Origin of the sequence: Alteraurantiacibacter aestuarii (genome assembly GCF_009827405.1) — a bacterium.
Lineage (GTDB): Bacteria > Pseudomonadota > Alphaproteobacteria > Sphingomonadales > Sphingomonadaceae > Alteraurantiacibacter > Alteraurantiacibacter aestuarii.
In genome coordinates this window covers 556178-581849 of the sequence record NZ_WTYY01000002.1, presented here as the reverse complement: position 1 = coordinate 581849, position 25672 = coordinate 556178, and the positions used below count along the sequence as shown (strand labels likewise).

The following is a 25672-nucleotide window of genomic DNA, read 5'->3' as shown; positions in this document are numbered from 1 at the left end:
GGTCCTGTATCCGCCCGTCGGCATGCTCCCGGAAGAGGGGCGAGGCATGCAGGTATAGGGGCGGTCCGGATCACCGTGTTGGATGCGCATGGCAGGCTGATGAAATTCGCCTTCGGTACCGAGCAGATCCAGGCCGAATTCGACAATCTCGCCTAAAGAGCTTTGACCGGGCACTGAACGCAGGAGCGGGAGGCCACCTGCGCCGATGGCGAGACGGTGGTGCTGCTGAAAGTCGACGAAAACGCTGACACGGGCGCGCGATATATGGTCCTGAGCAGGCGACCCGCCACCGCAGATATGGACCAGCGAACATGCTGGAGGTGGCTGCATGCAAACGGGCCCGGTGCGCTCTATGCCTTTACGTTGCCTTTAGGTTGTCGGCACTCGTTCCCCCTGGGGCGGGCGTGCCCGGTTCAGGAATATCCAGCTGACTTTGCGATATAGGCGGACATCGTCGGCAGCATGGTGGAGGTGCCGCCGTTGATTGAGGCGAGGGTGGAGAATGGGCCGCCGGGCAGTGTCAGATCAACATCGGCTGTACCCAGGTTAAAGCCGCACACAACGCGTCTCCCCGCCAGTTCGCGGTGGAAAACCAGCACGTGCTTGGTCGCCCGGACAAGGTCGAAACTGCCCAGCCGCAGCTCCGGCGTATCGCGCCTGATGGCCAGCAGCCGGCGGGTGGTTTCCAGCATCGATTGCGGCTCGCCCACCTGCACGCTGGCGGCGCGCGCGCGATTGGCGTCGCCCAGTGGCAGCCAGGGCACGGCATCAGAGAATCCTCCGCCCGGCTCGTCCGTCCACGGAAAAGGCGTGCGCGCGCCATCGCGCGAAAGGGTCAGCGGCCAGTTGGCGATGGCCTCCGGGTCCTGCAACAGTTCGAAGGGGACCTCGTCCTGCTCCAGCCCCAGTTCCTCGCCCTGATAGATGATCGGGTCGCCGCGCAGGCAAAGCAGCAGGGCCATCTTGACGCGGGCGAAATCCTCCGGCTGTTCCGTCTTGCACCAGCGCGAGACAGCGCGCGGCGCATCGTGGTTTTCGAACGCCCAGCTTGGCCAGCCTTCGCCGCGATCGCCGGGCCATCCCGCCATGGCTTCCGCCACGCGCTTTGGGGTGAGTTCGGGGGAGTAGAGGAAGTCAAAGCCATAGGCGCTGTTCAGCCGGTGATCGCCGGTGGTGAACGCCTTCATTTCTTCCAGCGCCTTGTCCCCGCCGATTTCGGCCATGGTGAAAATGGCGCCATATTCATTGGCCAGTCCGCGAATCCGCTCGGCGAAATAGACCATTTCTGGCTGCGACTGACTGTGCAGCTTGATCTGGAAATCAAACGGCCGGCTGCGCCGTACGCCGGGTTCTTCCGGCACTGGCGGATTGTCGCGCAGCAAGGGGTCATGCATCGCATGGTTCAGCGCATCGAGGCGAAACCCGTCAACCCCGCGTTCAAGCCAGAACCGCGCCACTTCCAGCAGGGCATCCTGAACCTCCACATTGTGCAGGTTCAGCTGCGGCTGCTCCTTCAGGAATGTGTGCATGTAATACTGGCCGCGGCGTGCATCCCAGGTCCAGGCCGGTCCGCCGAACACCGATTGCCAGTTGTTGGGCGGAGTCCCGTCGGGTTTGGGATCGGCCCACACATACCAGTCAGCCTTGTCGCTCTGGGGAGAACTGCGGCTTTCGGCGAACCAGCGATGCTGGTCCGAACTATGCGCATAGACCTGATCGATGATCACTTTCAGGTCCAGCGCATGCGCCTTTGCCACCAGCGCATCGAAATCCTCAATCCTGCCGAAGATCGGATCGACACCGCGGAAATCGGAAATATCATATCCGAAATCCTTCATTGGCGAGGTGAAGAAGGGCGAAATCCAGATGGCATCCACACCCAGCCTGGCGATGTGGTCCAGCCTGCCGGCAATGCCGGGCAGATCGCCCACGCCGTCGCCATCGCTGTCCTGAAAGCTGCGTGGATAAATCTGGTAGATCGAGGCTCCGCGCCACCATGGAGGAGCCGACTTTTCGCGCAGTGACGCCATTCGCGCCTCCTTTGGATCAGGGCAGCAATCAATATCACGAAATTCCGCTGTGAACAGTGTTTTGCTGCAATGCACAATTTGCGTATTGAACGGCGTCAGCAGCGCTTGTCGTTTTGCGAATCCGGCCTTACCAGATGATGGTCGCACCATCCGGCAGGTGCGGCGCGGGCCGGTTGTATAATCAGTTCAGCAACAAGCCGGGAATAGAGCGGAGAGGACTGCAACCTGCACGGGACACGCGCCCCGGGCATTTTTAGGAGCGTGGCGAATGTCCACCAGTCCCGTATCGCTTAGCCCTGAAATTCAGGATCTCATCATCGATGTGCTGCGTCACCGCGTAGGCAAGGACGAACGCGCGGCCAAGCCGCATGACTGGTATACCGCCACGGTTCTGTCGCTGCGTGACAAGATCATCGACAGCTGGATGGAATCGACCCGCCGCACCTATGCCGATGGCGGCAAGCGGGTCTATTACCTCAGTCTGGAATTCCTTATCGGACGGCTGCTGCGCGATGCGCTGAGCAATCTGGACCTGACGCATGAAATGGCACAGGCGCTGAAACAGCACGGGCTGGACCTGGCCGTGCTGGAGGATCTGGAGCCCGATGCCGCGCTGGGCAATGGCGGGCTGGGGCGACTGGCCGCATGCTTTATGGAAAGCCTCGCCAGTCTGGATATCCCGGCATACGGCTATGGCATTCGCTATGTGAACGGCATGTTCCGCCAGCGTATTGACGACGGCTGGCAGGTGGAATTGCCCGAAACATGGCTCAGCCACGGTAACCCCTGGGAATTCGACCGCCGCGAAAGCGCCTATCATATCGGCTTTGGCGGCGAAGTGGTGGAGGCCAATGGCGGGGTCAAATGGCATCCCGATGAAGTGATTGAGGCAAGCGCGGTGGATACGCCCGTGGTCGGCTGGCGCGGCAAGCGGGTGAACACCCTGCGCCTGTGGACCGCCCATGCGCTCGATCCGATCAGGCTCGATGCTTTCAACGCCGGAGACCATGTGGCCGCGCTGGAAAGCGATGCCAGGGCGGACAGTCTGGTGCGCGTGCTCTATCCTGCGGATTCGACACCGGCGGGGCAGGAATTGCGGCTGCGGCAGGAGTATTTCTTCTCCTCCGCATCGATCCAGGACATCGTGCGCCGCCATATCCAGTATGAAAAGAACATCCGCACACTGCCGGACAAGGCCGCGATCCAGCTTAACGATACCCACCCCGCGGTGGCCGTTGCGGAACTGATGCGGCTGCTGGTGGATGACTACGGCCTCGAATTTGACGAGGCGTGGGACGTCACTTCAAGGACAGTCGCCTACACCAATCACACGCTTTTGCCGGAGGCTCTGGAAAGCTGGCCGCTGCCCCTGTTTGAACGGTTGCTGCCGCGCCACATGCAGATCATCTATGCGATCAATTCACGCGTGTTGCGCGATGCCCGCAAGGCGGGGCTGGACGATCTGGCGATCTCCGCCATTTCACTGATCGACGAGGGCGGGGAACGCCGCGTGCGGATGGCCAACCTGGCCTTTGCCGGGGCGCACAGCGTCAATGGCGTGGCCGCGCTGCACACGGAATTGATGAAGGAAACCGTCTTCAGCGATCTGCACAAGCTCTATCCTGGCAAGATCAACAACAAGACCAATGGCGTGACCCCCCGGCGCTGGCTGATGCAGTGCAATCCGGGCCTGACGGGTGTGATCAAGGATGCCATCGGTGATGCATTTCTTGACGATACGGAGAAGCTGCAGGACCTCAACGCTCTGGCAGGCGATGCCCAGCTGGGTGAACGGATTGCTGAGGTCAAGCGCAGCAACAAGCTGGTGCTGGCAGACCATATCAAGGCTTTGACCGGGGTCCGTGTCGATCCCGATGCTTTGTTCGATGTGCAGATCAAGCGCATCCATGAATACAAGCGCCAGCTGCTCAACCTGATCGAGACGGTGGCCTTGTATGACCAGATCCGCAGCCACCCGGAAAAGGACTGGGTGCCGCGGGTCAAGATCTTCGGCGGCAAGGCAGCGCCCACATATCACAATGCCAAGCTGATCATAAAGCTGGCCAATGACATCGCCCGCAGGATCAACAGCGATCCTTCTGTCGGCGGGCTGCTGAAGGTCGTCTTCATTCCCAACTACAATGTCACGCTGGCCGAACGGATCATCCCGGCTGCCGATCTGTCCGAACAGATTTCAACCGCCGGGATGGAGGCATCGGGCACGGGCAACATGAAGTTCGCGCTCAACGGTGCGCTCACCATCGGTACGCTCGACGGCGCCAATATCGAGATCAAGGACAAGGTCGGGGACGACAATATCTTCATCTTCGGCCTGACTGCGGATGAAGTGGCTGCACGCAGGCTGGACAGCTACAATCCGCGCGACGTGATCGAGAACTCCAGCGAATTGTTGCAGGCGGTCGATGCCATTTCCAACGGTGTCTTCTCCCCCGGGGAGCCGGAGCGATATCGTGAACTGATGGATGGCCTGTATGACCATGACTGGTTCATGGTGGCGGCTGACTTCGATGCCTATGCCGGGTGCCAGCGCGCTGTCGATCAGTTGTGGACCGATCAGGCAAGCTGGCGCAAGAAGGCGATACACAATATCGCCAATGTCGGCTGGTTCTCCTCCGACCGGACGATTTCGGAATATGCGCGAGAGATCTGGGGAGTCATGTGAAGCCACCTGAATCGGCAATAGAGGCGCTCTTTTCTGGCACTCATGCCGATCCCTTTTCGCTGTTGGGAACGCATTCCGGACCTGAGGGAACCTTTGCACGGGTCATGCTGCCCGGCGCGCAGGAGGCCAATGCCTTCTCGTTGCGGGGCGGGTTCCTGGGCAAGATGGCGAAGGTTGATGATCGCGGGCTGTTCGAAGGCAGGCTGAAGGGCAAGCCGCAGCCGGTCAAATATCGCTGCAAGGCAGGCGGGCACAATTGGTGGGTCAGCGACCCCTACAGCTTTGGGCCGGTGCTGGGGCCGCTCGACGATTTGCTGATTGCCCAGGGCGCGCATTTTCGCCTGTTCGACAAGATGGGTTCCCACCTGATCGAGCATGAAGGTGCAGCAGGCGTTCATTTCGCTGTCTGGGCCCCCAATGCGCGCCATGTCAGCGTGGTCGGCGATTTCAACGATTGGGACCCGGCGCGCCATCAGATGCGGCGGCGGCTGGATATCGGCGTGTGGGAAACCTTCATTCCCGATATCGGCGAATGGAGCGCCTATAAATACCGCATCACCGGCCCCGATGGCACGGTGTTGCCGCTCAAGGCAGATCCGTTTGCCTTTGCCTCCGAACTGCGGCCCAAGACCGCATCGCTCACCGCGCGCCCGGCAAAGCCCGACTGGGGCGACGCCGCGCACCGGGCCCACTGGGCCAGTGTCGACCCGCGCCGCGAGGCGATTTCCATCTACGAAGTCCACCCCGGATCATGGCAGAGAAACGCCGACGGCTGGTTCCAGACCTGGGACGAGATGGCCGAAACGCTGATCCCCTATGTGGCGGACATGGGCTTTACCCACATCGAATTCATGCCCGTTTCCGAACACCCTTATGATCCCAGCTGGGGGTATCAGACCACCGGACTGTTCGCGCCCAGTGCACGGTTCGGCGCACCGGACGGATTTGCCCGTTTTGTCGACGGCGCACACCGGGCGGGAATTTCCGTGCTGATTGACTGGGTGCCGGCGCATTTCCCCACCGACGAACACGGGCTGGCGCATTTTGATGGCACTGCGCTGTATGAGCATGAGGACCCGAAGCTGGGCTTCCACCCGGACTGGAACACCGCGATCTACAACTTTGGGCGGCGCGAAGTGTCATCCTTCCTCGTCAACAATGCGCTGTTCTGGGCCGAGCAATATCATGTCGACGGGCTGCGCGTGGATGCGGTCGCATCGATGCTTTACCGCGATTATTCGCGCGAGGCGGGGGAATGGATTCCTAATGCCGAAGGTGGCCGTGAGAACTGGGAGGCGGTTGATTTCCTGCGCGCCATGAACCGCGCGGTCTATGGCAGCCACCCGGGTTTCCTGACCGTGGCTGAGGAAAGTACCGCATGGCCCGGCGTTTCGCAGCCGGCCTATGAAGAGGGTCCCAGGGAAAATCTGGGATTCGGCTTCAAATGGAACATGGGCTTCATGCACGATACGCTGCAATATATGGCGCGCGATCCGGTCCACCGCCGCCACCATCATGCGGAAATCACCTTCGGGCTGGTCTATGCGTTTTCGGAGAATTTCGTCCTTCCGCTGAGCCATGACGAGGTGGTCCACGGCAAGGGTTCGCTGTTGACCAAGATGAGCGGTGACGACTGGCAGAAATTCGCCAATCTGCGCGCTTATTACGCGATGATGTGGGCCTATCCCGGCAAGAAGCTGCTGTTCATGGGGCAGGAATTTGCCCAGCGGCGCGAATGGGCAGAGGACCGCGCGCTCGACTGGGACCTGCTGGATGCGCCGACGCATGCGGGCGTGCGCGCTTTGCTGCGCGATCTCAACCATCTGTATCGCGGCAAGCCGGCCCTGCACGCCCGCGATTGCGAGGGTGAGGGCTTCGAATGGCTGATCTCCGACGATAGTGAGAACTCGGTGTTCGCCTGGCTGCGGAAATGTCCCGGCCAGCCGCCCATCGCCATCATCAGCAATATGACGCCGCAGCTGCTCACCGGCTACCACCTGCCGTTGCCGCATGATGGCAGCTGGCGCGAAGTGCTGAACAGCGATGCGCTGGCCTATGGCGGCGGCGGACAAGGCAATCTTGGAGAGGTGAACGCGCAGAATGGCGGGGCGCATGTCACACTTCCGCCATTGGCTACGATCATGCTGGAATTTACAGAATAACAGAACGGGGAAGTGCGATGCGAGATCTATCCGGGCAACCTCTGGCGCGTGACGCCATGGCCTATGTGCTGGCCGGTGGCCGTGGCAGCCGTTTGGTGGAACTGACCGACAACCGGGCCAAGCCTGCGGTCTATTTTGGCGGTGTCTCGCGGATCATCGACTTTGCGCTCTCCAATGCGATCAATTCGGGCATTCGCCGCATCGGCGTGGCTACCCAGTACAAGGCGCATTCGCTGATCCGCCACATGCAGCGTGCGTGGAACTTCATGCGGCCAGAGCGCAATGAGAGTTTCGATATCCTGCCCGCCTCGCAGCGTGTGTCCGAAAGCCAGTGGTATGAAGGCACGGCCGATGCGGTGTTCCAGAACATCGATATCATCGCCGCCCACGCGCCCAAATACATGGTCATCCTGGCAGGCGATCACGTCTACAAGATGGATTACGAAATGATGCTGCGCCAGCATGTGGAAAGCGGTGCCAACGTCACCGTCGGCTGCCTGGTGGTGCCGCGCATGGAGGCGACCGGCTTTGGCGTGATGCACGTGGACAAGCAGGACAACATCACCGCCTTTGTCGAAAAGCCCGCCGATCCTCCCGGCATTCCGGGGGAGCCGGACATGGCGCTGGCAAGCATGGGCATCTATGTCTTCGATACCGAATTCCTGTTCGACGAACTGCGCCGCGATGCCGCCGATCCGGGATCGGGCCGCGACTTTGGCGGCGACATCATCCCGCACATCGTCAAGCACGGCAAGGCGGTGGCGCATCGCTTCACCACCTCCTGTATCCGCGCGGCGGACGAGATTGAGGAATACTGGCGCGACGTGGGCACGCTGGACGCCTATTTCGAGGCCAATCTCGACCTCACCGACGTGGTGCCCAAGCTCAATCTCTATGACAGGGAATGGCCAATCTGGACCGATCAGATCGTCGCCGCCCCGGCCAAGTTCGTGCATGATGAGGAAGGCCGGCGCGGCATGGCTATTTCCTCGCTGATCTCGCAGGACTGCATCGTCTCGGGCGCGCTGGCACGGCAGAGTCTGTTGTACACCGGCGTCAAGATGGGCAGTTTTTCCAGCGTGGAACGGGCGGTGATCCTGCCCTATTGCAACATCGGCCGGAACGCGCAGCTCAAGAATGTGGTGCTCGATTCAGGCGTGCGCATTCCTGAAGGGCTGGTGGTGGGTGAGGATCCGGTGCTGGATGCCAAGCGCTTCCGCCGCAGCGACAAGGGCGTATGCCTGATCACCAAGGACATGATCGCGAGGCTGGGTTGACGCTCAAAGTCCTGTCCGTCGCGTCCGAAGCCGTGCCGCTGGTCAAGACCGGCGGGCTGGCCGATGTGGTCGGCGCCCTGCCTGCGGCCCTGGCCAGCCATGATGTGGAAGTGACCACTCTGCTGCCCGGTTTCCCGGCGGTGATGAAATCCATTCGCAAGGGCCGCAAGATTGCCGAGTTCGAGAGCCTGCTGGGAGAGCCGGCGCGCGTGGTATCGGCCAGACTGGATGACGGGCGCAAGCTGCTGGTGCTCGACGCGCCAGCCTATTTCACCCGCGAAGGCGGTCCTTACGGCGATGGTTCGGGCGCGGACTGGAATGACAACTGGCGGCGCTTTGCCGCGCTGGGCAATGCGGCGGCGCGGCTGGCGGGCGTCGGCGGCAAGAAGGGCAAGTTCGATCTTGTCCACGCGCACGACTGGCAGGCCGCGATGGCGCCTGTCTACCTGCGCTTTGGCGGTCATCCGGTCCCCAGCGTGCTGACCATCCACAACATGGCCTTCCAGGGCTATTTCGGGGCGGAGGTATTCCCCCGCCTGGGCCTGCCGGACAGCGCATGGACGATGCAGGGGGTGGAATTTCACGGCGGTGTGGGCATGCTCAAAGGTGGCATGGTCTGCGCCGATGCCATCACCACCGTCAGCCCCACCTATGCCCGCGAAATTCACACGCCCGCCTTCGGCATGGGGCTGGACGGCGTGATCAGGGCGCGCACAAACCTGGTTCAAGGCATATTGAACGGCATCGACACGGCCGAATGGAACCCTGAGACTGACCAGCACCTGGCCGCGCACTTCAGTCCGCAGAAACTGGGCAAGCGCAAGGCCAACAAGAGCGCGGTCGAGAAGGCGTTTGGTCTGGAAACCGGCGATGGACCGCTGTTCATCGTCGTCAGCCGGCTGACCTGGCAAAAGGGCATCGATGTGCTGCTGGAGGTGATCGATCACCTTGTCGGGCTGGGCGGTCGCCTGGCGTTGCTGGGATCGGGTGAGCCGGAGCTGGAACAGGGGCTGAAGGAAGCGGCAGAGCGCCATCCGGGAAAAGTCGGGCTGAAATTCGCCTATGACGAACCGCTTTCGCATCTGATGCAGGGCGGCGGCGATGCCATTCTGGTGCCTTCCCGCTTTGAGCCTTGCGGGCTGACGCAGCTGTACGGTCTGGCCTATGGCTGCATCCCCGTGGTGGCGCGCACGGGTGGGCTGGCTGACACGGTGATTGATGCCAATCCTGCGGCCATGGCGGAGAAAAGCGCAACCGGTGTGGTGTTTGCGCAAGCCAGCTATGACGAGCTGGCGCTGGCCATCAGCCGCACCATCCGCCTGTTCGACGATCCCCCTGCATGGCGCCGCCTGCAACGCTGCGCCATGCGCGCCGATTTTGGCTGGAGCGCCAGCGCGGCGCAATATGCAGGCCTGTATCGGCGGCTGGTGGAGGCTGCCAAGTGGGCCTGAAAGAGGGGGTTACGCTGACCCCATCGGGCACACAATTCGTCGTTCGCTCCCCACTGGCTACCGGCCTCACGCTTTGCCTTGCGGGGCCATCCGGGCAGGACGAAACGCTCATCCCCATGACGCGTGAGGGCGATCTGTGGGTTGCCAATATGGCGCGGGATTGCACCGGTGATCTCTATGGCTACCGCGCACATGGCGAGTGGGCGCCCGGGCATGGGCACTGGTTCGATCCGGCCAAGATGCTGGTCGATCCCTATGCGCTGGAGCTTGACCGGCGCTTCACCCAGCATCCCTCTCTGGCGCAACTGGGCGCGGATACCGGCGCCATCGTGCCGCGCGCCGTGGTGACCGGCCCGCTGCCTGAAGTTGCCCAAACGCCACCGCGCTTCACCGCCGGGGGCCTGATTTACGAGGTCAACGTCAGGGGCTTCAGCAAGCTGCATCCCGGCATTCCCGATGCACTGCGCGGCACGGTGGCAGCGCTCGCCCATCCGCTGGTGATTGCCCATCTGCAAAAGCTCCATGTAACCGCCGTGGAACTGATGCCGATCACGGCCTGGATCGATGAGAGGCACCTGCCGCCGCTCGGGCTGTCCAACGCATGGGGTTATAATCCGGTTGCCATGATGGCGCTGGACCCGGGCCTGTGCCCCGGCGGCATTGCAGAACTGCGCCAGACCGTGGAGCAGCTGCACGAAGCGGGCATAGGTGTCATCCTCGATCTGGTGCTCAACCATACCGGCGAGAGCGATATTTTCGGCGGGGTCATATCGCTGCGGGGGCTGGACGACAGTGCCTATGCCAAGCGGCCCGACGGACAATTGATCAACGATACCGGCTGCGGCAACACGCTGGATTTCGCCCGGCCGCATGTCCGCCAGCTGGCCATCGATACGCTGCGCCACTTTGTGCGCCACTGCGGCGTGGATGGATTCCGCTTCGATCTCGCGCCGATCATGGCGCGCGGGCCGGGGTTCGATCCGCACGCGCCCATATTCGCGCAGATTGCCGCCGACCCGCTGCTGGCGGACCGGATCATGATTGCCGAGCCGTGGGACATTGGCCCCGGCGGATATCAACTGGGGCATTTCCCCGCCGACTGGCTGGAATGGAATGACCGCTACCGCGATGACGTGCGCCGGTTCTGGCGCGGCGATGCGCCGATTGGCGAACTGGCGACCCGGCTGGCGGGATCGGCGGATATTTTCGGCCAGCCCCCTCCCGGCCAAACCTGCCGCAGCGTCAATTTCCTTGCCGCGCATGATGGCTTCACGCTGGCCGATACGGTCGCCTTCGAGCAGCGCCACAACCTCGCCAATGGCGAGGGCAACCGCGACGGTCATGGCGAGAATTTCAGCTGGAACAACGGCGTGGAAGGCGCCAGCGTCGATCCCGCCATTTGCGCGCACCGTGCCCGCGATCTGCGCGCCTTGCTGGGCACGCTGTTCGCATCGACCGGCACGATCATGCTGACCGCCGGGGACGAGATGGGTCGCAGCCAGCAAGGCAACAACAACGCCTATGCGCAGGACAATGCGATCAGCTGGATTGACTGGGAAGGGCGTGACCGGGAGCTGGAGGAATTCACCGCGGGCCTTTCGCGCATGCGGGCGGAGCGGATCGCCCTGTTCCGGCGGTTTCCCGAAGATGGCCACTGGCGCTCTGTCGATGGCGGCGAACTACACCCGCAGGACTGGAATTCGCCCGCTTCCCCGGGCTTCATCTTTACACTGGGCGAAGGCGGCGATGTGCTGGACATCTGCGTTGACCGGGAACGGCGCGCGGTCAGCTGGAAGGTCTAGAACAGGGCAAGAGAGCAGGGCAAGCTGCTCCCTGAGCTTACGGCAGCTCGCCTGCCGGACCGGGCTTCAGGCGCAGGCGGGCGATCAGGCCCGGTGATCCGGCTTCCAGCACAATCTCGCCATTCATGCTTTGGGCAAACTCGCTTGCCATCGCCAGCCCCAGACCCGACCCCGGCATCTGCGCATCGAAGCGAGAGCCAATATCGAAGGCGCGCGCGATCTCCCCCTCATTCATGCCAGGACCATCATCGCGAATGGTGACGATCACGGTCCCGTCCTGCGCGCGCGCGATGGTGATGGCGATCTTGTCGCGCGCCCACTTGCCGGCATTGTCGAGCAGGATGGACAGAACTTCCGAAAGATTGACGGGATCGACCGGCAGCGAAATCTCCTGATCCGGCGGCTCGAGGTCAAAGCGCTTGCCAGGATGCAGCCGGGTCATCGCGTTGAGGATGGGAACGAGCAATTGCGGCAGTCTGGCACGGGTGGCGGGGAGCCTTGAGGCGACGGTCAGCCGCGCGCGGGCAAGCTGGTAATCGATCTGCTGCTGCATCATCTCCGTATGCGTCAGCAGGACCTGCGCCGAGGCGGCGCATTCCTCGCGCAGGGCGAGCTGTTCGGCCTCATCGGTCAGCACCGCCAGCGGCGTGCGCAGCGAATGGGCAAGATTGCCGGCCTGCACGCGGGCGCGGCTGACCATCTCCGAATTCTGCCGGATATACTCGTTCAGATCCTGCACCAGCGGCGCAATTTCGGTGGGATAGCGCCCTTCCAGACTGGCGGATTTGCCCTCGCGCAGCCGCGTGATCGCTTTGCCCAGGCGGCTCATCGGGCGAAGGCCAAAGCTGATGATGGCGACGCCCGTTGCCAGCAGCAATGCGCCAAGGCTGGCCAGCCAGACGGTCAGCTCCACGGTGAAGGAATTGATCGCGTCGTCCAGCTCGCTCTGGTCGGTGGCGATCACCACATGGATTTCCTCACCGCCGGGACCAGGAACGATCATGCCATAGGTGATCGCCGGCCCGGTCGGCCCATCCAGAATGCGGTGCATGATGTTGGGCGAATGGGCCACTCTCTGGTCCAGCTGACCACGGGTCATGGATTCGGATCGCAGCATGGTCTGGTGCGGGATGCTCACCTGCCAGTAAAAGCCGGACAGCGGCACTTCATAACGCGGATCGGACAGCGGGCGTGACAGTTCGGGCATGCCGTCGGCGCCGATCTGTACCAGCCGACCCAGCTCGCGAACATGGACTTCCAGTTCCTCATGATAGCTCTGTTCGATATGGCGGGAAAATACCTGCGTGGCGGTGAACCAGATACCGAATATGCCCAGGCTGACCCACAGCAGGATCGCCAGCAGGAAGCGCAGCCGCAAGCTCCCGAACGACAACTGGCTCAGCTTCATGCTGCGGTCCCGTTCTTCTCGAAGCGATAGCCCATGCCGCGCAGTGTGGTGATCCGATCGCGCCCGATCTTGCGCCTCAGGCGGGCGATGAGGACTTCGATGGTGTTGAGCTCCCGCTCGTCCGCCAGTTCATACAGATGATCGAGGATGTCGGATTGCGGCAAGATCTGTCCGGCGTGGCGCATGAAGAGGTGGAGCAGGGAGAATTCCCGGCGGCTGAGCGAGAGTGGCTCACCATTGTCCTCCACCATATGGGTCAGCGGATCGAGCGTCAGGCCGCCAATGGAGATGGTGCTTTCGCGCTTGCCCATGTGGCGGCGGAACAGGGCGTTGAGCCGTGCCTGCAATTCCTCGAAACGAACGGGTTTGACCACGAAATCGTCGGCGCCTGCGTTCAGCCCCTCGACCTTGTCCTGCCAGCTGCCGCGCGCCGTCAGGATCAGGATCGGGCAGGCAACACCCGCCGCGCGCCAGTGCCTGAGCAGGTCCACCCCGTCGCCATCGGGCAATCCCAGATCGAGGATGATGGCTGCCATCTTGTCCAGATCGGGCCAGTCTTCGGCCAGGTCCGCTGTTGGCGCCAGGTCGACCGCATAGTCCGCACCGCGCAGCCGTTCCCCCAGCCTGCGGCCCAGCTCGGGATCGTCTTCAACCAGCAGCAGGCGCATTCTCTCCCTTTCCGGCCTTACGCCTGTGAATGCTTATCCTTACGCCTTATGCGCACTGAAACTGACAAAAAGCTGCCAATCTGACAAGTTGTTGTCAGTTTGGCGCGGCAAGGTCGCCTTCATGACCAGGCCCACTCTCCCTTCACTCGCATGCTGTCTGATGCTTGCATCGCTGGGAGCTTGCTCCGGCGGTGAGGCGGATGAGCAGTCCGCCACCACAGCCCAGCAGGCAGATGCAGCTCCTGCACCGTCGGAGGCGATCTCCACGGCCAAGGCCCGTCTGGCAACGAATGTGCCGCTGGGCACGGTTCCGGGCCAGATCACCCTGCCGCCAGAAGCGCGGGTGGCGGTGACATCGCCGTTCCCCGGCGCTGCTGTGCGCGTATACGTGATCGAAGGTCAGGCCGTGGCGCGCGGTGCGCCGCTGGCGATTGTCAGGGCGGCAGAGCCGGTCAGCATTTCCGCCGATCTGGCCCGCGCCCGGTCCGAGGCAGCGCTGGCCGAAGCGCAATCCGCCCGGCTGGAGCAGCTGGCGAGCGAGGGCATCATTGCCCAGGCCCGCGCGGACGAGGCTGCGGCCCGTCTGGCGCAGGCGCGCACGACCGTGGTCGAAACCCAGCGGCTCAATTCCTATTCCGGCGTGGGTCCTGACGGGATGATGACCCTGCGCTCGCCCATTTCGGGGCGTGTGGCGCATGTCGGCGTTGAAACCGGCGGTCCGGTCGATGGCATGGTGGCGCCGTTCGTGATCGAGGCGTCCGGCTCCTATCAGATAGACCTGCAACTGCCCGAACGGCTGGCCGGTCAGGTTCGGCCCGGAATGGGCGTGGAGCTGCAATTGCCGGCCGGTGACGGGCAGACGATGCAGGTCGGCGGAAGAATCCTGTCGGTCGCGCCGTCGATCGATCCGGTCACGCGCTCGGTGATGGCCAAGGCCAGCATTGGCGCGGCGCCGGGACTGGTGCCGGGCGGCAATGTGATGGTGGTGATCACCGGTTCGGGCGATGGCGAGGGCGTTGCCATTCCATCATCGGCAGTCACGCGGATCGGCGGGACGGAGCATGTCTTCGTGCGCACAGGCGATGGTTTTGTGCCGCGCCCGGTCACGCTGGTCTCCGCCGTTGGCGGGGAAGCGATCATCTCTGCCGGGCTTGAGCCGGGTGAGACTGTCGCCACCAGCGGCATTACCGAACTCAAAGCCGCTGCGGCGGAATAGCGGTCATGTTGCGTCATCTGATCGAACAAGCGCTCAAGCTACGCTTTGCCGTGCTTGGCCTGGCTGTCCTGCTGGCGGGTATTGGCGGGTGGTCCTTTGCCAACCTGCCGATCGACGCCTTCCCTGACATCAGCTCCACCCAGGTGAAGATCATCCTGCGCGCGCCGGGGATGACCCCCGAAGAGGTTGAAAGCCGGGTGATCACGCCGATCGAGATGGAAATGCTCGGCATTCCCGATCAGGCCGTGCTCCGCTCAGTGGCCAAATATGCCATTGCCGACATCACCATCGATTTTGAGGACGGGACCGACATCTACTGGGCCCGCAGCCAGGTGGCAGAGCGGCTGAACGCGGCCATGGGCGACCTGCCCGATACGGTGGATGGCGGCATGGCGCCGATCTCCACGCCGCTGTCGGACATGTACATGTTCACGCTGGAAGGCCCCCAGAGCCTGTCCGAAAAGCGCCGCGTGCTGGACTGGATCATCCGCCCGGCACTGCGCACCGTGCCCGGTGTGGCGGACGTCAATGCGCTGGGCGGCTTTGTCGAAACCTTCGAAGTCGCGCCTGACAATCTGGCACTCGCCGCCGCCGGCCTCAGCACCGCCGATATTGCGGCCGCCATTGAGGCAGGCAATCGCAACGATGGTGCCGGACGGCTGGTTACCGGGGAAGAGGCGCTGATCGTGCGCGCAACCGGTGCAATCCAGACGCTGGACGATCTTGCCAGCACCGTGGTGCGCGCCGATGGCGGGGCGGTGATCCGGCTTGGCGATGTGGCCGATATCCGTACCGGCAGTCTCACCCGCTATGGCGCGGTCACGCGCAACGGCACGGGCGAGGCGGTCGAGGGACTGGTGATCGGGCTGCGCGGCGCCGATGCCTCCATGGTTGTCAGCGGGATTGAGGAACGTCTGGCCGAAGTGACCGCAAGCCTGCCCGAGGGCATGAGCGTGGAGGTCTTCTACGACCGTTCCAACCTGATCAATCGCGCTGTCGGCACGGTGGAAAAGGCGCTGCTTGAAGCGACCATACTGGTGGTCATCCTGCTGCTGCTGTTCCTTGGCGATCTGCGCGCTTCGGTGATTGTGGCGCTGGCCTTGCCGATGGCTGCCCTGCTGACATTCATCTTCATGCGTTCCATCGGCCTCACGGCCAATCTGATGAGCCTTGGCGGGCTGGCAATTGCCGTCGGCATGCTGGTGGATGGCGCCGTGGTGGTGGTGGAAAATGTCGTCGAGCGGCTTACCGACCCGCGCCACGCCTCCAGCAGCAAGCTGCACAACATCTTTGTCGCCACCGCGGAAGTCGCCAAACCCGTGGTTTCGGGCCTTGCGATCATTGCCATCGTGTTCCTGCCGCTGCTGACGCTGGAAGGGCTGGAAGGCAAACTGTTCTCACCCGTGGCGCTGACCATCGTGCTGTCGCTGGCATCGGCGCTGGTGCTGTCGCTCACGCTGATACCGGTGCTGTCCTATTTCCTGCTGAAGCTGAAGACCGGCGGGCATGAGCCGTGGCTGATGCGCAAGATCTCGCCGGTCTATTCGCGCATGCTCAATGGCTCCTTTGCCCGCAAGAAGCTGGTGTTCGGCATAGCGGGCATTTCGCTGGTGCTCACCGGCATTGCCTATTCCGTTACCGGCAAGACCTTCCTGCCGATCATGGATGAAGGATCGGTGGTGATGCAGCTGGCCAAGCTGCCGTCCGTCTCGCTGGAACATTCGCTGGCGGGCGATCTGGCGATCGAGCGGGCGATCATGGAAGAAGTGCCCGAGGTTGAAGCGATCATCGCCCGCGTCGGATCGGACGAGATCGGGCTCGATCCCATGGGCCTGAACGAAAGCGATGCCTTCCTGCAACTGCACCCGCGCGAGGAATGGCGCGTGCAGGACAAGGAATGGCTGGTGGACCAGCTGCGCGCCGTGCTGGACCGTTTCCCCGGTATCGAACCCAGCTTCACCCAGCCTATCGACATGCGCACATCCGAAATGCTGACCGGCGCGCGCGGCGATCTGGCGCTCAAACTGTTCGGCCCCGATCTGGCGGAGCTTTCGCGCCTGTCGGGTGAGATTCAGGCCCGGCTGGAAACCATTGAAGGTACCAGCGAGGCGATGACCGTTGCCAATGACGAGGTCGATTACCTCCAGATCGACATTGACCGCGTTGCCGCAGGCCGCCTGGGCATGCCGGTGACCGATTTGCAGGACATGATGCGCGCACAGGTCGAAGGCATGCGCGCGGGCGTGGTGGCGCAGGAAAATCGCCGCGTGCCCATCGTGATAAAGGCCGGTACAGCGAACGCAGATTCGCCCCAGGCCTTCGCGGACCAGCTGTACCGCTCCCCCACCGGACAGCTGGTCCGCGCCAGCGATGTTGCCAGCGTCGAAAGGACAGAGGGTCCGGTCAAGCTGGAGCATGAAAACGGCTCGCGCTTCGCCATGGTTCAGGCCTTCGTCTCGGGCCGCGATCTGGTCGGCTATGTCGAGGAAGCGCGCGCGGATATCGCCCAGAACGTGCCCCTGCCGCCCGGATACCGCCTTGTCTGGGGCGGCCAGTTCGAAAACCAGCAGCGTGCCAGCGCCCGGCTTGCCATCGTCCTGCCGATCTCGGTGCTGATGATCTTTGGCATCCTGTTCTTCACGCTCAATTCGCTGCGCGCGTCGATCCTGATCCTGCTCAACATTCCCTTTGCCATGGTAGGCGGGATGATCGCGCTGGCGCTGTCCGGGGAGTATCTGTCTGTCCCGGCGTCGGTTGGCTTCATCGCATTGTTCGGCATTGCCGTGCTCAACGGGCTGGTGATGGTCAGCTATTTCCGCCAGCTGCGCGCCGAAGGCCATTCGCTGGCAGAGGCCGTGCGGCGCGGTGCGGAACGGCGGCTGCGTCCGGTGCTGATGACCGCTGCCATCGCCGCGTTCGGGCTTGTGCCCCTGCTTTATGCCACCGGCCCCGGTTCGGAAATCCAGAAGCCGCTGGCCATCGTGGTGGTGGGCGGACTGGTATCGGCGACCATGCTGACCTTGTTCCTGCTGCCCATGCTGTACGAGCGTTTTGGCGAGGGTGCGGCCGACAGGCTGGACGAGGTTCCCAATGCCGCAGGCGGGGAGGGCTGAGATGAAACGGCTGGTATTCCTTCTTCCGGCGCTGGTGATCGCGGCCCCGCTCCACGCAGAGCCGGGCCTGCCGGATGAGGCATCCGTGCTCAGCGCGCTGGACGATCATCCCTCCGTCATCGCCGCGAATGAGCGCGTGACCGCAGCGCGTGCAGGCGCCGATGCGCGCGCAATCGGCCCGCATGAGCTGACGTTTTCCGGCAGCTATACCCAGCGCCGGATTGACCGCGAAGGCTCGTTTGACGAATTCGATACCCAGCTGAGCAGGGCCATTCGCCTGCCCGGCAAGGCGCGGCTGGATCGTGAGATCGGGACGCATCAGGTCGATGCTGCGCAGAACATGGCCGAAGATGTGCGCCATCAGGCCGCCCTCATGCTGGCCGGCTATTGGTGGGACTGGCTGGGCGCGGCGGCGCAATCTACCGTGGATGCGCGCGCGGTGACCAATCTGGAAACGGCCCGCAACGGCGTGAGACGGCGGATGGAACTGGGCGATGCCTCGCTGCTGGAGCTTGATCAGGCTGAAGCTGCGCTGGGCGCGGCGCGGATATTGGCGGATCAGTCCGCGGGCGAAGCGCGGCTTGCGCGCGTGCGTCTGGCGGCGCAGTTTCCCGCTCTGGCCCTGCCGGTGGACGCTCCGGAGATACCGCAGCCGGAAATCGCCCCCGATATGCTGATGGACCTGCACGATCTGGTGCTGTCCAACAGCCATGAAATCGCCGCCGCCGATGCGCAGGCCCGCAGCGTCTCCGCCTATGCCGAGCGTACACGGCTGGACCGGATAGCGGACCCGACCATCGGCGTGCGCCTGTTCTCTGAACGCAGCGGCGCAGAACGCGGCGCGGGCGTGGTGTTTTCCATTCCGCTTGGCGGTGGCCACCGTGCCGCCCTGGCAGATCAGGCGCAGGCGGAAGCCAGCGCTGCCTTGTCGGAGGCCCGGCTCGCCCGCTTCGATGTGCAGGAAACCGCCGATGCCGACCTGACCGAAGCGCAGTTTCGCATCGATGCCTGGCAACGGGCGCGCGCAGGGCTGGATTCGCAGGTCTCGGCACTGGTCAGGTTGCGGCGCGGTCATGAACTTGGCGAGATCGACCTTGCCGAACTTTTGCTGGGCGAACGCATGGTCCACGATGCCTTCCGCGCCGAGGGCGCAGCCCGGGCGGCGGCTGGCCGGGCGATCACCAAACTGCGGATCGACAGCCATGCGCTGTGGCTGTCGGATTAGGCCGGGTCGCACGCGCAGCAGCCGGTATTTGCTGCCATCCAGACAGTTCGAGGCTTTTCATTCGCCGGTGCAAACTGCATAGCCACCAGTAATTGCGCGGCATTGAGAGGAACGCGAACACATGACCCAATTTTCCCGATTGAACCCGGTGACCGGCGCGGTTGCCTCCAGTGCGGAGGCGATGCAGGCATCTGACATTCCTGCGATTGCCGAGCGCGCGCAGGCTGGCTTTGCTGTCTGGTCGAAGATGGGTCCCAATGCGCGGCGCGCGGTGCTGATGAAGGCGGCCGATGCGCTGATGGGCAAGAAGGACGATTTCGTCGCCGCCATGATGGGCGAGATCGGCGCAACTGCCGGCTGGGCGATGTTCAACCTTGGCCTGGCCGCCGGAATGGTGCGCGAAGCGGCTGCCATCACCACGCAGATTGCGGGCGAGGTCATTCCGTCCGATCATGAAGGCACAATCGCCATGGCCCTGCGTGAGCCGGTGGGCGTGATGCTTGGCATTGCCCCGTGGAACGCGCCGATCATCCTTGGCGTGCGCGCGATTGCGGTGCCGCTGGCCTGCGGCAATTCGGTGATCCTGAAGGCGAGCGAGAACTGCCCGCGCACCCATGCGCTGATTATCGAGGCCTTTGCCGAAGCGGGCTTCCCCGATGGCGTGGTCAACGTCGTCACCAATGCGCCCGAGGATGCAGCGGAGGTAGTTGGCGCGCTGATCGATGCGCCGCAGGTCAAGCGGATCAACTTCACCGGCTCCACCGGCGTGGGCAAGATCATCGCCATGCGCGCCGCTCAGCACTTGAAGCCCTGCCTGCTGGAACTGGGCGGCAAGGCGCCGATGATCGTGCTGGAAGATGCCGATCTGGATGAGGCGGTGAAGGCCGCGGCCTTTGGCGCGTTCATGAACCAGGGCCAGATCTGCATGTCGACCGAGCGCATTATCGTGGTGGACAGCGTGGCCGATGCGTTTGCGCAGAAGTTTACCGCCAAGGTGAACACCATGCCCGTTGGCGATCCTGCCGAGGGCAAGACGCCGCTTGGCGCTGTGGTCGATCGCAAGACGGTGGATCACTGCTATGCGCTGATCGAGGATGCGTTGGGCAAGGGCGCACAGCTGCTGACGGGCGGAGAGACGACGCACAACGTGCTGATGCCCGCGCACCTGGTGGACAAGGTGACGCCGGACATGAAGCTGTTCCGCGATGAGAGCTTTGGCCCGGTTGTGGGCATCGCCCGCGCCCGCGATGAGGCGCATGCGATCGAGCTGGCGAATGACACCGAATATGGCCTGTCTTCCGCCGTGTTCACCCGCGATACCGCGCGCGGCCTGAAGGTCGCCCGGCAGATCCAGGCGGGCATCTGCCACGTCAACGCCTCGACCGTGTCGGACGAACCGCAAATGCCGTTCGGCGGGATGAAGGCCTCCGGCTATGGCCGGTTCGGCGGCAAGGCCGGGATCGACGCCTTCACCGAACTGCGCTGGGTCACCTTCGAGACCGAGCCGGGTCACTACCCGATCTGATGCTCCGCGCGGCTCCCGGCGGTGCAGCAGCAACCGCCGGGAGCCGCCGCATCAGTCCAGCGGCGGAAGCGGAAAGCCTTCGATATAGAATTCGCCGGGGTCTTGCCCCTGCAGGGCCGGATCGAAGCGATAGCTGATCTTTCCTTCGGCGGAATAGCCGGTGGAGCCGACCGATGTGACGGCCGCAACCGAATCGAACTGATCGGTGATGGTGGTCACCTGCGCCCGGTCACCGTCGATTGCGATCAGGGCTATGCGGCCCGATCCGCCTTCAGCCTGGAGGAAGCGATGCCCGCCAATCGGGCGCAAGCCATCGGGTCCGGCAACCGGCTGTGACAGCTCCAGCGTGGTCAGCCCGGCATAGCTGCCATCAGCTCGGCGATTGACCCGCTGGACCAGATTCTGGCGCACGTTGTTGATGTACATCGTGCCGTCATCGGCAAAGGCGATGCCGTCCACGCCGACAAGGTCTTCTCCCTCGGCGAACAACTCCAGCGCATCGCTGCCCCACGTCAGTCTGAACAGCCGGCCAGAGGTGATCTCGGTTGCGAACGCGGTTCCGTCGGCGGCGATGGCGATGTCATTGCAGGTGGCGGGCTTGCCCGACGGGAAGTCCCAGCTGCCGAACAGTTCACCCGACGACAGGCTGAAGGCCTTGACCGCGGCGGGCGCGGCATTGGGGTCTGGCGGGCCGCCAAAGGCCGGGTTGGAGCAGGTCCAGAGCAGATCATGCACATCGTCTGCCAGCACGCCGAACAGCGATTGCAGGCCGTTGTGTGCGTCAGGGACGATCCACGCCGCCGCCTGCGATGCGCCCGGCACAGCGCGGTAAATCGTTCCGCCATTGCTGCCGACATAGATGTTGCCGCGCACATCGGAGGTGAGGCTTTCGGGGTAAATCTCGGTCCCGGCGATAAGAATCCTGGCCGGGGTTTCTGTCGATGAAGAACTGGCCACGCCAACGCATCCGCCCAGTGCAATTGATGCCAGTATCGTGCCCGCAAGAAAGCGCTTCATTCATCCCTCCCAGTGATTTGCCTGCGGATCATAGACGTCCCGCACCTCTTTGAAAGAGCGCACATGTCCCCTTCACATTGCCGCCGCGCTGGGCGATAGGGTGGTGCAAGAACATTCGGGGGGATGAAGTCGGGATGCAGTGGTCTAAACGCTCAGTGCCTGGAATCGGGGTGCTTGCGGCTTGTCTGGCTTTGCTGGGCTGCGTGGCGGCGGATGCGCCGGTTGGCAGCACCGCGGGCATGGTGGGCGCGTCAACCGCCGTCGACGGGCCAACCGTGGTGAACGGCCAGTCTCTGCGCAATATCAATGCCCCGGCCAATATCGGCGACTGGATGAGCCACGGGCGCGGCTGGTCAGAGGACCGGTTCAGCCCACTCACCCAGATCAACGATGGCAATGTCAGCCAGCTGGGCCTGGCATGGTTCGATGACCTTGCGACCATGCGCGGCGTGCAGGCGACCCCGCTGGTGGTCGATGGCGTGCTTTACAATGAGAGCATCTACAACATCGTCACCGCCTATAATGCGGCGACGGGTGAGAAATTGTGGACCTATGATCCCGAAGTCGGCCCCGAATGGGCGCGGCTGGCATGCTGCGGGCCTTCCTCGCGCGGGATCGCGGCGTGGAACGGCAAGCTCTATATCGGCGCGCTCGATGGCCGGCTGATCGCTGTGGATGCGGCCACAGGATCAGAAGTGTGGTCTGCCCAGACATTCGAAACCGAAGGCGAGTTGAACGCCTATTCCATCACCGGTGCGCCGCGCGTCTATGATGGCAAGGTGGTGATCGGCAATGGCGGCGCGGATTACGGCGTGCGCGGCTTCGTGGTCGCCTATGATGCCGAGACGGGCGAGCAATTGTGGAAGTTCTACACCGTGCCCGGCAATCCGGCGGATGGCCCTGACGGTGAAGCGTCGGACAGCGCCATGGACATCGCCTTGCCCACATGGGCGGGCGAATGGTGGCGCTATGGCGGCGGCGGCACGGCGTGGGACAGCTTCGCCTACGATCCTGAACTGAACCTGGTCTATATCGGCACCGGCAATGGCAGCCCGCACATGTGGTATTTCCGCAGCAATGATGAGGGGGACAACCTGTTCCTGTGCTCCATCGTCGCGGTCGATGCCGATACGGGCGAGTACAAGTGGCACTATCAGATGGTGCCCGAGGAGGAGTGGGATTACACCTGCACCCAGCCGATGATCCTGACCGATCTGGAGATCGGCGGGCGTGAACGCCAGGTCATCATGCAGGCACCCAAGAACGGCTTTTTCTATGTGATTGACGGCGCCAGCGGGGAACTGATCAGCGCGGAAACCTATGTCTCTGAAAACACCTGGGCCAGCCGCATCGATCTGGAAACAGGCCGTCCGGTGCTTCAGCCCGGCGCACATAACACCACCACGCCGCATCTGATGAGTCCCAGCTGGCTGGCGGCGCACAGCTGGCATCCGATGGCGTTCAGCCCTGACACCGGGCTGGTCTATCTCAGCGCGCAGGAGCAGCCCTCCACCTATGCCCGCGCCGAGGATGGCGGCTTCAACTTCGTCCATCACCGGTCCAACAGCGGCCAGTCGCGCGGCAATATGCCCGAACTGCGGGCCGCGCTTCAGGCCGAGGCGAATGAGAAGGAAAAGGGCTATCTGCTCGCCTGGGACCCGGTGACGCAGAGCGAGGCGTGGCGCGTGCCCTATGCGCACCCCGGCTCTGGCGGCGTGCTGGCCACGGCGGGCAATCTGCTGGTGCAGGGCACGATCGACAAGACGCTGGCCATCTACCGCGCCGACACTGGCGCCAAGTTGTGGGAGATGGATATTGACCAGGCTCCGGTGGCCGGACCCATCACCTATATGGTGGACGGGGTCCAATATATCGCCATCAACGCCGGCTGGGGAGGCTCGCCCGTCTATAACCTTGGCCCATTCCAGACATCGACCGCAAAGCTGCTGGTGTTCCGTCTGGGCGCGACAGGCGTAACCCTGCCGCCTCCGCCGCCACCAACCAGCCTGCCGCGTCCGCCATACCTGTCCGCCAATGAGGCGCAGGTATCGCATGGCCGCCAGCTTTACGGTGACACATGCGTGCGCTGCCACGGTGAGAATGCCGTGGGCGGGGTGAAGGACCTGCGCTGGATGACACAGGAAACCCGCGCGCAGTTCAACGACATCGTGCTGCACGGCCTGTTCATCGATCGCGGAATGGCGGGCTTCTCCGACATTCTGAGCGAGGAAGACGCCGCCGACATCCATGCCTTCCTCATCGCCCGCGCCAATGAGGATTACACAGACGCTGCGGCGGGAGGACACCCATGATGCGAGCCTTGAAAACCACGATTTCCGCCATCGCGCTGGCGGGCGCAGTTTCGTTTGCCGCACCGGCCCTTGCGCAGGCTCCCGGAGAGGCAAGCGCGGTTCCGGACACCTCCTGCCAGTATGACTGCCTGATCGCCATGGTCCGCCAGCATATGCAGGCACTGGGCGCGCGCGATGCCAGCGGCCTGCCGCTTGCCGGCGATGTGATGTTCACAGAGAACAATGTGATCCTGCCGGTCGGCCATGGCCTTTGGCGCACCGCCGATGATGTGGATGCAGATGGGCTGGCGGTGGCGGACGAGACCACCGGCCATGCCGCATGGTTTGGCTCCGTGCGGGAGAATGGCACGCCCGTTTTCTACGCCGTGCGCATCCATGTGGAAGGCGGCCTGATCGATGAGATCGAGAGCGTGGTCCACCGCCGCACATCGCTGCCTGCTCCCTTTGGCGACTGGGAGAACATGGAGCATTTCAGCGAATTCTACGAAATCCTGCCAGAGGAAGAACGCCGCCCGCGCGAGCGCATGCTGGCCATTGCCGATGCCTATTTCGATACGGTGGAGCTGAACGACGGGCAGGTCTTCGCGCCTTTTGCGGAGGACTGCTCGCGGCTGGAAAACGGCATTTCCACCACTGCCCCGCGCCCCGGCGCACAGGCCAGTGCTGCCAATATTGCCAGCGGCTGCCGCGCTCAGTTCGAGCTGGGGCTGTACCGCATCAACAAGCGTATCAGGCGCGAACTGCCGCTGGTCGATGTGCAGCGCGGCGTGGTGGTCGGATCGGGTTTCTTCGATCATGCCAATGAGTTCGATCGCTATCTGCTGACCAATGGGCGCGAGATGATGACCGCGCTCAAATGGCCCAATTCGATTTCGCTGATTGAAGCCTTCCGCATTCGCGATGCCGAGATCCAGCGGATCGAAGCGACGTTCACCTATGTTCCCTATTTCATGCATAACCCCTTCTGGGGCGATGATGCGGACTTCCCTGAATATGCCCCGCAGCCCGATCTGTGCGATGATGCCTGCCTTGCCGCCAATGCGCGCTTGGTCGCCTCTGGCATGGTCGGCAACAACTGGCAGGGCCTGAACTGGGGTGAGCGCGTCGGCTATGCCGAAAACAGCGTGGGCATCCGCGTGGGCGAGGGCATCTGGGCGACCGTCACCGCCATCGATGCAGACCCTCTGGTGATTGCCGATGCGCAGACCGGCAAGGCGGTGTGGATCGGCCGGATCGAGGAACATGGCCAGCCGGGATGGGCGGCCTTTACCGTCGCTGCCGATGGCGATGCGATCGGCAGCGTGGACGCGCTGATCCGCCGCAGCCAGTATGGCCCGCCCTATGCCGAGCCTGTGTCCGCCAGCGATTATGGCGTACTGCCCGCCAGCCGCCGCACATCGCGCGCGGACATGCTGGCCGCCGCGCCGCAGTTCATGCACGCGCTTGGCTCCAACGGGGCTGCTCCCGATATTTTCGGCGCTGAATGTCACTGGTCGGTCAACGGGCAGGATGTGGGCGAATGTGCCGCACCGTTCGGCTCGCCCGTACTGGCGCGGATCGAGGAAGTGCGCGACCGGCAATTGCTGGCCGTGGATGAGGAGCGCGGCCTGGCCGTCTATCGCTTCTTCGAGGATCTTCCGGCTGCTGGAGGCGAGGGCTATCCGCTCACCTATCAGGTGGTGGAGCTCTATCATTTTGATGCAGGCCGGGTGATCAGGGTGGAGGCTTTCACCTCCGAATTGCCCTACGCCATGCAGCCGCTGAGCCAGCGATGAACAGGGCG

General features: G+C 63.4%; 15 protein-coding genes. 11 read left to right on the top strand and 4 right to left on the bottom strand.

Annotated elements, in window-relative coordinates:
- Positions 1–413: 413 nt before the first annotated feature.
- The gene (locus tag GRI32_RS05260; protein WP_160590126.1) at positions 414–2030 is read right to left on the bottom strand and encodes an alpha-amylase family glycosyl hydrolase; all 1617 of its coding nucleotides are present in this window, start codon (positions 2028–2030) and stop codon (positions 414–416) included.
- A 268-nt stretch (positions 2031–2298) separates the two neighbouring features.
- On the opposite strand from GRI32_RS05260, the gene GRI32_RS05255 reads away from it, so the two are divergent.
- The 5 genes from GRI32_RS05255 to glgX are packed head-to-tail and all read left to right on the top strand — an operon-like array spanning position 2299 to position 11405.
- On the top strand, positions 2299–4713 hold the full coding sequence (locus GRI32_RS05255; protein WP_160590124.1) for a glycogen/starch/alpha-glucan phosphorylase: 2415 nt from the start codon (positions 2299–2301) through the stop codon (positions 4711–4713).
- The gene (gene glgB, locus GRI32_RS05250) at positions 4710–6875 is read left to right on the top strand and encodes a 1,4-alpha-glucan branching protein GlgB (RefSeq protein WP_160590122.1); all 2166 of its coding nucleotides are present in this window, start codon (positions 4710–4712) and stop codon (positions 6873–6875) included. The genes GRI32_RS05255 and glgB overlap by 4 nt, the downstream gene beginning before the upstream one ends.
- A gap of 17 nt (positions 6876–6892) precedes the next feature.
- On the top strand, positions 6893–8152 hold the full coding sequence (gene glgC, locus GRI32_RS05245; RefSeq protein ID WP_160590120.1) for a glucose-1-phosphate adenylyltransferase: 1260 nt from the start codon (positions 6893–6895) through the stop codon (positions 8150–8152).
- Positions 8149–9603 carry a glycogen synthase GlgA gene (gene glgA, locus GRI32_RS05240; RefSeq protein WP_160590118.1) on the top strand — a complete coding sequence of 485 codons (1455 nt, stop codon included), beginning with the start codon at positions 8149–8151 and terminating at the stop codon, positions 9601–9603. The genes glgC and glgA overlap by 4 nt, the downstream gene beginning before the upstream one ends.
- Positions 9594–11405 carry a glycogen debranching protein GlgX gene (glgX, locus tag GRI32_RS05235; RefSeq protein ID WP_337190159.1) on the top strand — a complete coding sequence of 604 codons (1812 nt, stop codon included), beginning with the start codon at positions 9594–9596 and terminating at the stop codon, positions 11403–11405. Before glgA ends, glgX begins: the two co-directional genes overlap by 10 nt.
- A 37-nt stretch (positions 11406–11442) precedes the next feature.
- Here the strand turns inward: glgX and GRI32_RS05230 are convergent, their stop codons facing one another.
- Positions 11443–12813 (bottom strand): HAMP domain-containing sensor histidine kinase, encoded by a 1371-nt coding sequence (locus tag GRI32_RS05230; RefSeq protein WP_160590114.1) that lies wholly within the window; start codon positions 12811–12813, stop codon positions 11443–11445.
- Positions 12810–13481, bottom strand: coding sequence for a winged helix-turn-helix domain-containing protein (locus GRI32_RS05225; RefSeq protein WP_160590112.1), 672 nt, complete (start codon positions 13479–13481; stop codon positions 12810–12812). The genes GRI32_RS05230 and GRI32_RS05225 overlap by 4 nt, the downstream gene beginning before the upstream one ends.
- Positions 13482–13641: 160 nt before the next feature.
- On the opposite strand from GRI32_RS05225, the gene GRI32_RS05220 reads away from it, so the two are divergent.
- The 4 genes from GRI32_RS05220 (at position 13642) to GRI32_RS05205 (ending at position 20560) form a co-directional block, all read left to right on the top strand.
- Entirely contained in the window at positions 13642–14697 is a 1056-nt protein-coding gene (locus GRI32_RS05220) for an efflux RND transporter periplasmic adaptor subunit (protein WP_160590110.1), read from the top strand.
- Between the two features lie 5 nt (positions 14698–14702).
- Entirely contained in the window at positions 14703–17810 is a 3108-nt protein-coding gene (locus tag GRI32_RS05215) for an efflux RND transporter permease subunit (protein WP_160590108.1), read from the top strand.
- Position 17811: 1 nt separating this feature from the next.
- The gene (locus GRI32_RS05210; protein WP_160590106.1) at positions 17812–19035 is read left to right on the top strand and encodes a TolC family protein; all 1224 of its coding nucleotides are present in this window, start codon (positions 17812–17814) and stop codon (positions 19033–19035) included.
- Positions 19036–19156: 121 nt separating this feature from the next.
- On the top strand, positions 19157–20560 hold the full coding sequence (locus GRI32_RS05205; protein ID WP_160590104.1) for an aldehyde dehydrogenase: 1404 nt from the start codon (positions 19157–19159) through the stop codon (positions 20558–20560).
- Between the two features lie 51 nt (positions 20561–20611).
- On the opposite strand, the gene GRI32_RS05200 is transcribed toward GRI32_RS05205, so the two are convergent.
- Positions 20612–21577 (bottom strand): SMP-30/gluconolactonase/LRE family protein, encoded by a 966-nt coding sequence (locus GRI32_RS05200; protein ID WP_160590102.1) that lies wholly within the window; start codon positions 21575–21577, stop codon positions 20612–20614.
- A gap of 170 nt (positions 21578–21747) precedes the next feature.
- On the opposite strand from GRI32_RS05200, the gene GRI32_RS05195 reads away from it, so the two are divergent.
- Positions 21748–23889, top strand: a complete 2142-nt coding sequence (locus GRI32_RS05195; RefSeq protein WP_337190158.1) for a PQQ-dependent dehydrogenase, methanol/ethanol family — start codon at positions 21748–21750, stop codon at positions 23887–23889.
- The gene (locus GRI32_RS05190; RefSeq protein WP_160590098.1) at positions 23886–25664 is read left to right on the top strand and encodes a DUF8021 domain-containing protein; all 1779 of its coding nucleotides are present in this window, start codon (positions 23886–23888) and stop codon (positions 25662–25664) included. The genes GRI32_RS05195 and GRI32_RS05190 overlap by 4 nt, the downstream gene beginning before the upstream one ends.
- Positions 25665–25672 lie beyond the last annotated feature (8 nt).

Bases quoted from the DNA above. Each gene is read 5' to 3' on its own strand.
- GRI32_RS05230 (WP_160590114.1), bottom strand. From the start codon at position 12,813: ATGAAGCTGAGCCAGTTGTCGTTCGGGAGCTTGCGGCTGCGCTTCCTG.
- GRI32_RS05260 (WP_160590126.1), bottom strand. From the start codon at position 2,030: ATGGCGTCACTGCGCGAAAAGTCGGCTCCTCCATGGTGGCGCGGAGCC.
- GRI32_RS05200 (WP_160590102.1), bottom strand. From the start codon at position 21,577: ATGAAGCGCTTTCTTGCGGGCACGATACTGGCATCAATTGCACTGGGC.
- glgC (WP_160590120.1), top strand. From the start codon at position 6,893: ATGCGAGATCTATCCGGGCAACCTCTGGCGCGTGACGCCATGGCCTAT.
- GRI32_RS05255 (WP_160590124.1), top strand. From the start codon at position 2,299: ATGTCCACCAGTCCCGTATCGCTTAGCCCTGAAATTCAGGATCTCATC.
- GRI32_RS05205 (WP_160590104.1), top strand. From the start codon at position 19,157: ATGACCCAATTTTCCCGATTGAACCCGGTGACCGGCGCGGTTGCCTCC.
- GRI32_RS05225 (WP_160590112.1), bottom strand. From the start codon at position 13,481: ATGCGCCTGCTGCTGGTTGAAGACGATCCCGAGCTGGGCCGCAGGCTG.
- GRI32_RS05190 (WP_160590098.1), top strand. From the start codon at position 23,886: ATGATGCGAGCCTTGAAAACCACGATTTCCGCCATCGCGCTGGCGGGC.
- GRI32_RS05220 (WP_160590110.1), top strand. From the start codon at position 13,642: ATGCTTGCATCGCTGGGAGCTTGCTCCGGCGGTGAGGCGGATGAGCAG.
- GRI32_RS05210 (WP_160590106.1), top strand. From the start codon at position 17,812: ATGAAACGGCTGGTATTCCTTCTTCCGGCGCTGGTGATCGCGGCCCCG.
- GRI32_RS05215 (WP_160590108.1), top strand. From the start codon at position 14,703: ATGTTGCGTCATCTGATCGAACAAGCGCTCAAGCTACGCTTTGCCGTG.